Annotated in this window: 4 protein-coding genes and 2 pseudogenes; 1 reads left to right on the forward strand and 5 read right to left on the reverse strand. The window is 35.0% G+C overall.

Annotation, left to right across the window (positions count from 1 at the left end):
* Both BM212_RS12050 and BM212_RS12055 read right to left on the reverse strand, forming a co-directional pair.
* Positions 1-230: pseudogene (locus BM212_RS12050) on the reverse strand (IS21 family transposase); the annotation flags it as partial.
* Between the two features lie 90 nt (positions 231-320).
* Positions 321-653, reverse strand: a complete 333-nt coding sequence (locus BM212_RS12055; RefSeq protein ID WP_091898766.1) for a hypothetical protein — start codon at positions 651-653, stop codon at positions 321-323.
* A gap of 486 nt (positions 654-1,139) precedes the next feature.
* Here BM212_RS12055 and BM212_RS12060 point away from each other — a divergent pair, with 486 nt between their 5' ends.
* Positions 1,140-1,406, forward strand: a complete 267-nt coding sequence (locus BM212_RS12060) for a hypothetical protein (protein ID WP_091898768.1) — start codon at positions 1,140-1,142, stop codon at positions 1,404-1,406.
* A 467-nt stretch (positions 1,407-1,873) separates the two neighbouring features.
* Here BM212_RS12060 and BM212_RS12065 read toward each other — a convergent pair.
* The 3 genes and pseudogenes from BM212_RS12065 to BM212_RS12075 form a co-directional block, all read right to left on the reverse strand.
* Positions 1,874-2,985, reverse strand: a protein-coding gene (locus BM212_RS12065) for an IS3 family transposase (RefSeq protein WP_091898770.1) whose coding sequence is annotated in 2 segments (ribosomal slippage) — positions 1,874-2,730 and positions 2,730-2,985 — 1,113 coding nt in all. Because the reading frame shifts where the segments join, the coding sequence is not laid out codon by codon here.
* Between the two features lie 71 nt (positions 2,986-3,056).
* Positions 3,057-3,860 (reverse strand): IS3 family transposase, encoded by an 804-nt coding sequence (locus tag BM212_RS12070; protein ID WP_143744967.1) that lies wholly within the window; start codon positions 3,858-3,860, stop codon positions 3,057-3,059.
* Positions 3,827-4,135, reverse strand: a pseudogene (locus BM212_RS12075) (helix-turn-helix domain-containing protein); the annotation flags it as partial. The gene BM212_RS12070 and the pseudogene BM212_RS12075, both read right to left, overlap by 34 nt.
* Between the last annotated feature and the right edge of the window lie 77 nt (positions 4,136-4,212).

A 4,212-nucleotide genomic window follows, 5' to 3' on the forward strand; every position in this document is an offset into this window, starting at 1 on the left:
CTTTTAGCGGTACATTGATCTTCTAACTTAGTATCTATGATTTGTTTGAATGAATCTAATTTACTCGGATATGTCCTCCTTGTTTTAGGTTTATTACCTTGTAACGCTTCTTCATACGCTGCTTTAACCGTACGATAGTCACATCCGTATTGTTCCGCTAACGCAGTATAATTGGGCTTTATGCCATCAATCATATGTTTTTTCACTCCTTCTCTGATATCTCTTCTCATTCCTATTCCACTCCAATTCTATAGGGGATAAGAAGAGTATATAAAAAATGTAGGAAAACCAACAATTTTACATTGTCATTTTCCTACATTTTATAACTGTTCTTTACAGCCAATTGCTTTCGGTCCTTGACGAACTCTTTTCATTTGCGTGACAGCATAGGGAATTAAAGTGAATAGTGAACGATACGCTTCGTGGTCTGGTTCTCCATTATGAATACTGATAATTCTCCCAGAAACTGGTGAATAGATAGGCTTCCCGAATGCATAAAAGATCTTAGGAGACTCAGAACTCAATACTGTCCTCCAACTCGTTTGCCTGCTTGTTTTATTTTGGCTATCCACTGCCATAAAATCAATTGCATATCCAACACCAAACCGATCAGTTCCATGACTCGGAATTTTCTTATCTGGAGTTGCGCCCACTATCTATCTTCCGTCAAAAGGCAGCGATCCTGTAATACTTGATGAATGATTTCCTGATGTAATTTTCTTTTCATCCTTATTCATGCTTAATACCTCCCTTTATACAGAAATCACTAGGATTGCTATGCTTGTTATTGTTTAAAAAATTGAACCTTTCTCTTTTTAAAATAAGATTATGTAAAAAAATAATTTCATTAGAATAGCATATTAGTGCTACATTCTTAGGCAAGTGGATTCCCCTATAATTTTTCAGCTACATTAAATACTAGGATAACTTAGTAAGATTTCAAGAAACTCTTTTGCATTTAATAAAAGTATACTTAATTTAAATTTTACCATATAAATTTTAAAATCTAGCGGATAGCAGCTACAGTAATTCCCATTAGTTTTGGTAAACTATATTTAGTGTTAAATCTCTATTCAAGTCAAAAAAGCTGTTTGATTACTGCAAAAGTACGACTAACTAACATTATTGGAGGAATGACTATGTCTGAAAACAAGATAAATGTATACTCAGAAATTATTGATTTAGAAGATGTATTAAATAAGCTGAAAAGCTGGGAAAATGGTCTTGAGTTTCTAGGGGATTATTACTCATCAAACAGTCCAGATCTGGAAAGATTGGTAGAGGAATATACACCAACTTCTGCAATTTTCTGGGCTTTTCAAAGAGACTTTGTAAGGTTGAACAGAGAAGCACAAGAAAAACTCGACTTACTGGCTGAACAACAAAAAAAGCTATTTAACCAATAAACTACAAATTGAATTTCGAAGGCTTGGTTTTATTCTTGTAAATAAGCGTCCTTACAAATCTAATGTAAGGGGCGCTTATTAATTTAAAATATGTAATCAACTAAATTTTATGAGTTTGTCTTAACTACAAGTAAGTAAAATTGATTCATACTCATTAGCTTTATAAGATTAATTGATATAAATCATCCACTTAAAATCTGAAATTTTCTTTAAAAGACAGTCAAAGTCAATCGATTGAATAAAAAAAGTAACAATCCTTGGTTTGAACTGCCCCCTGTCAAGTAGACAGGTAAAAAAATAAATAATTTTTGAACCATACATCTAAAAGTGTATGGTTTTTTTCGTAAATTTACGCAATCTTCTCCAGAATTTCTTCTTCGGTAGGAATCGCTAAGCCCATTTCTAAAGTCACTCGTTCATTATTAAAGAACTCAATGTGGTGTGTCAACACTAAATTAGACAACTTTTTAAAGGTTTGATAGTTTGTATTCTTGTGGTGATAAGTAACCCAAAGATCCATGAATACGAATCGTATTGTACCAATTAACGTAGTCAAACAGTTCAAGATCCAGTTCTTTTTGGTGATCAAAAACCCGGCCATTAATGAATTCTGTTTTAATCGTTTTGAAAGTTGCTTCTGCTACAGCGTTATCATAGGGTGTGCCTTTGTTGCTTAAAGAGCGTTTAATGCCAAAGGCATCAAGTGCTTTATCGATGAATTGATTTTTAAATTCACTTCCTCGGTCTGTATGGAATAATTCAAGACGATTCAGGTTGTATGGTACCGTTGAAAAAGCACGTTGAACTAACTCCGCATTCTTATTAGGACCGGAGCTATAGCCAATAATCTCGCGATTATATAAATCTACTAAGACACAAATGTAATGCCATCTTTGCTTCACACGCACATAAGTTAAATCACTGACAATGACTGTTAATTCTTTCTCTTGATTGAATTTTCGATTCAGTACATTAGCTGTTTCAGACTCATTGACTGATGATTTCATTGGTTTGAATTGAGCGACCGTATATTTAGATAGAAGCCCTTGTTCTTTCATGATTCGGCTAATTCGACGACGTGAAACTTGCCAACCGAGCTTTCGGAGTTCAACTTTTATTTTTCTCTGCCCATAAATGCTGTGACTATCTTTAAAAATCTGGACGATTAACTTTGTCAGCTCTTGTTCTTGATTATCCTGTTGTTTTGCTTCGTAATAGTAGGTACTTCTTGAAATTTGCAGGACTTCGCACATTGCTGATACCGAGTATTTGTGGAGGTTATTCCGAATCACATCTACTTTCGTCCCATTATCAGCGCTGCTTGTTTTAAAATATCAACCTCCATCATGAGACGCTGATTTTCTTTTCGAAGCTGGATTAATTCCGTTTCTTCAGGGGAACGATTGTCTTTTTCCTGGAAAGAACCACTTGAATGGTGTTGGCGGGCCCATTTATCAAAAGTTGAAGGAGTTAGATCATATTCCCTAATAATCTCCACCCTAGGCTTACCAGCTAAATGCAGTTGGACAACTTGTTCTTTAAAGTCTTTTGAGAATGATCTTCTCTCTCTTCGAGTCATAATGTTTTTCCTCCGCTGTTTTTTGACTTAAGTGTATAAGACCTTATAATTATTGTCCAACTTAGTGTAGCCTATCCAATGTATTCTTTAATTTTTTGGTCTAAATATTCAGGGGTGTCAAATGTATCTAAATTAAACATCTCGACCTTTAAGGTCCCCCAAAAGCCCTCCATAGGACCATTGTCAATACATTTTGAAACGCGTGACATGCTATGAATCAAATCATTATCTTCAACCACTTTGTTAAATGCGTGTGAAGTATATTGAGAACCACGATCGCTATGGATAAGTGTTGTTCCTAGTTTTACATCATCAGTAATTTGTTTCATGGTATCTAAGACTAAAGGATTGTCATTCCGATTGCTCGTCTGATAAGCGACTATTTTCTTTGACCCCAGGTCAAGAATGGCACTTAAGTAACGTTTCGTTCCATTGGTTAATTTAAACTCAGTGACATCAGTTAGTAACTTTTCCATCGGGTTTTCAGCCCAAAAATCACGATCTAAGATGTTTTCAGCTAAATGTTCCACTTTATGCGGGACATAGTTCTTTCTTTTACGGCGAATGACGGCTTTGATTCCCATGATGTTCATTAAGCGATAAACACATTTATGGTTAACTTTCGCATTCCTAAAGAAGTTTAGAAAGATGGTCATTCTTCGATAACCATAGATCCCCTTGAAAGTTTCGTGTATTTCTTTAATCCATTTCATTAGCTTAATACGTTTTAGCTCAGATTCTGAAGGCTCTCGTTTCAACCATTTATAATAACTAGCTCTAGAAACTCCCAGTATTTCGCAAAGATGGGTAATTGGATATTTATGTTTTAATTCTTCAATAGTTAGGTATTCTGCTTCTTGTCTAACTCCTGAGATTTGAGACTCCCAGTGATCTTTCGGCGCTTTTTTAACGCATCATTCTCCATCTCTAGCCATTTATTTCTGGCTTTCAGTGCTTCTATTTCTGCGTCTAAGCGTTCTTCTTCAGTCTGGAGTTCAGATGGCTTTCCTCTCCCGCGATTATCTTCAAGACCTTTTGGTCCATGTTTTTTGTACTTATTCACCCACGAATAAATGTTATTGTAGCTTACTTGATGCTTTTCAGCAGCTTCTGTATAAGTTAACTTGTTCTCAATCACTAGTGTTGCATTAAATAATTTAACTGTTTCAACACATAAAAAAGTCCTTTATAATGGGGTTGGATGACTTATCCAAGACCAAAACAAAG

Origin of the sequence: Marinilactibacillus piezotolerans (genome assembly GCF_900114235.1) — a bacterium.
Classification (GTDB): Bacteria; Bacillota; Bacilli; order Lactobacillales; family Carnobacteriaceae_A; genus Marinilactibacillus; species Marinilactibacillus piezotolerans.

What these genes read in the sequence shown, in the direction of transcription:
- BM212_RS12060 (WP_091898768.1), top strand. Translation starts at nt 1,140, where the DNA reads ATGTCTGAAAACAAGATAAATGTATACTCAGAAATTATTGATTTAGAA.